Source organism: Novipirellula artificiosorum (assembly GCF_007860135.1).
Taxonomy (GTDB): Bacteria; Planctomycetota; Planctomycetia; order Pirellulales; family Pirellulaceae; genus Novipirellula_A; species Novipirellula_A artificiosorum.
Window position 1 is genome coordinate 1 of sequence record NZ_SJPV01000052.1, and the last position, 2692, is coordinate 2692.

Below are 2692 nucleotides of genomic sequence, written 5' to 3' on the forward strand. Positions count from 1 at the left end.
GATGCGGAGCACACCGCCGCCGGGCTCCGAGGCACTCGTAGGAAGCCAACACAGTGTGAGCAGCGGATTCAAAACGAATACAGTGACCCATAAATAGCGATGCATTGCAGCGGCCCCCCGACCAACTTACCCGTTCATTTCAACTCAAAGGACGCGACCGCGAATGGATGCACTATCGCCAGACGGCTCGGTCGCCGAGTTGGATATGGCGAACCGCATCGGTTTGGGTCGTGGTTGCGATCGCCTTGTCATCGCTGGTCGATGTCATGACGATTTCCGTGACCTTCATCACGCCACGTGCTGTACGGCGAAAGATCGCCGCGGGCCGTCCCAAGTCAACTTGGCGAAGCTGGTCCCCCACCAAAACGACTTCACCACGGTCAAAATTCAACGAGACAATTTCGCCGACAATCAAACCTGCCGGTAGCGGGCTGGCCGAGCTGACCGATTCGGCGGAGACCGGTGTGACGGGTAGTGCGGGGACGGAGCTAACCGGCGGCGCGGGAGCGGAGATGGCTGGTGGCGCGGGAGCGGAGATGACTGGTGGCGCGGGAGCGGAGATGACTGGTGGCGCGGGAGCGGAGATGACTGGTGGCGCGGGAGCGGAGATGACTGGTGGCGCGGGAGCGGAGATGGCTAGTGGCGCGGGGACCGGCATCGAAATGATCGTGTGTACGGGCTCGGCGTCCTCCGTAGACATGGAACTCACTTGAACCACTGCCTTCGCCGAAAGATCCTCTGGGACAACGGCGATCATTTCGGATGCCGATTTGGCTGGTTCTGCGTTAACAACCATCGGCGAACGACGCAGGATTTGAACGGGCTCGTCGGAAACCAAGAGTTCTAGCCGCTCGATTGGCTGGTTCGTGTTGGCTGCTCCACGGTGGTCGTTGAGAAACGCTCCCAGCGGCTTCGCCATCGAGGATTGGTTCAATTGCAAGTCGCGTGGTTGATGATACAAGTTGTAGGAGGAGTCCTGCTGCAAAGCCGCATCCTCGTCGATGTCGCCATACGGTTTATTGAACTCATCCGCAGTGTCTGTCGCGGTCACTTCCTCAAACTCGCTCAGGAGGTCTTCGGACTGCTCGCCCATGGCTTCCTCGTCCGAGTCGGCCGATTCGCCTCGAAGCGGTTGCTCCTCTTCCTGTGCTTCTCCCCTTCTCGGTTCGTCCTCGAGTGGCGTCGGTTCCATGTCATCCTCAGCACCTGGCTCTACTTCCATGGGCTCAGGATAGTCTTCCTCGATCGGTCCGCTGGGCGGTCCGCCAGGGCAACACTTGCAAAGCACTTTCTTGGCCAGTTGTCGAATTTCAGCCGATGGCTCCAGCGGACATCCCGAGTTGTCTCGTTCGTAGGCAATCTCGCTAAGCCGTTTGGTGATCTTTTCGTTGCAGCAAGACTTTGAGCCACACTTGCGACAGCATTCGCAGTCCGATGCTTCATCGATCGCTTGGATGGCCGCTAGCCGGACATCGGGAGTGCAGTCGTCGGTGGCTGCCAAGAGCGCTTCGGTGATTTTTCCATCTTTGTCGTAGCAGCCGCAGCCGATGCTCGCGAGGTATTTGATCGCTTTGATTTTCTGCTGTTTCATGTCCTCGGCTTGCTTGATCTCCGCCGCGGCTTTGATCGCTGGGTTCTCCGACTCGAGGTTCGCGGGGTCGGCGATGCGTTTGAGCGGTGGCTTCCGTTCCAAGGCAGGATGATTCCCACGTCGGTTGGTCGCCACGTCGCGGATCTTCTGCAGCCCTTGAGGGATCCCCATCATTCGCCAGATCGTGCTGGGAGCCGAGCTCGCTGCTGCGGCGGCCGCTGAACCAGCGGCAACGGGGTCCTGTGCATGGCCGATCGCAGTAGTTGAAAGCAACGCCGCGAGAGCTAAAACGGGGGCGATTCGCAAATCTGTCATCTCAACACGATCCTTCGCAAACTGTCTGAGCTGCAACGATTTTCACCTGTGGAGCGTTTTCTGCCTGCAACCAACAGACGCCGCCCTTCCGTTGGACGTGCCAACAAGGCAGGCCCCAACGACGCATCTCAATCGAGATAGTCGTCGCGTTGTATTAGATCGGACGGTTATGCAGAAGAATTCGAGGAAGTGTCTACAAACCGTATAGATTAACACTCGACGACGCGGAGCGTTTCGGGATTGGCAGAGGCCTCGGAGTCGCTGGCAAGCTGGACCAAAGACGTCGTACAGTTCTTAAGTACTTGAAAAATAAGCGTTTACGGACCTCACTCTCCACTCTCCCTGTGGCGTGGCGTGATGGGAATCCTGCCTGCGCGGCAAGTTGGAGTGACTTTGTAAATTCCGTTTCACCCAAGATTCTGGCTCCCTTCTCACCCAATTTTTAGGGGGAGAAGGGCTGGCGAAGAGGGGGGGGATCAGGCGCACATGCCCATTAAAACAGCGAGCAACCTGCACGACGGAGAAACTCTCACCCCGACCCCTTCTGCAAGGAGGTCGTCCGGTTTTTAAGTTGTTGATTGAAAAAAGACATACAGGATTTACCTCTCGCTGCGCGGCTCGTTGTACCTCGCATCTCGGGTGGTGTCTAATACATCTGCGGGGTAGGTGACGAGATTTCGCTCTGGACTTTCGACAAACCGCTGCGAATGATTGTTGCCTTGCGGTTCGCGCTGGTGCTGCGAACATGGGAAAGCCTGTTGCACGGAGGTGCGGTTCATGGGTGCG

The 2692-nt window shown here is 57.8% G+C and carries 2 protein-coding genes; both read right to left on the reverse strand.

The genetic code is table 11. The annotated features are described in order from the left end of the window. Nucleotides 1-172: 172 nt before the first annotated feature. Nucleotides 173-1906 (reverse strand): hypothetical protein, encoded by a 1734-nt coding sequence (locus Poly41_RS34705; protein ID WP_197232002.1) that lies wholly within the window; start codon nt 1904-1906, stop codon nt 173-175. 599 nt (nt 1907-2505) lie between these two features. Continuing rightward, nucleotides 2506-2692: hypothetical protein (locus Poly41_RS35360; protein ID WP_231616159.1), on the reverse strand; the 187-nt coding region annotated here is incomplete at its 5' end.

Bases quoted from the DNA above. Each gene is read 5' to 3' on its own strand.
- Poly41_RS34705 (WP_197232002.1), bottom strand. From the start codon at position 1,906: ATGACAGATTTGCGAATCGCCCCCGTTTTAGCTCTCGCGGCGTTGCTT.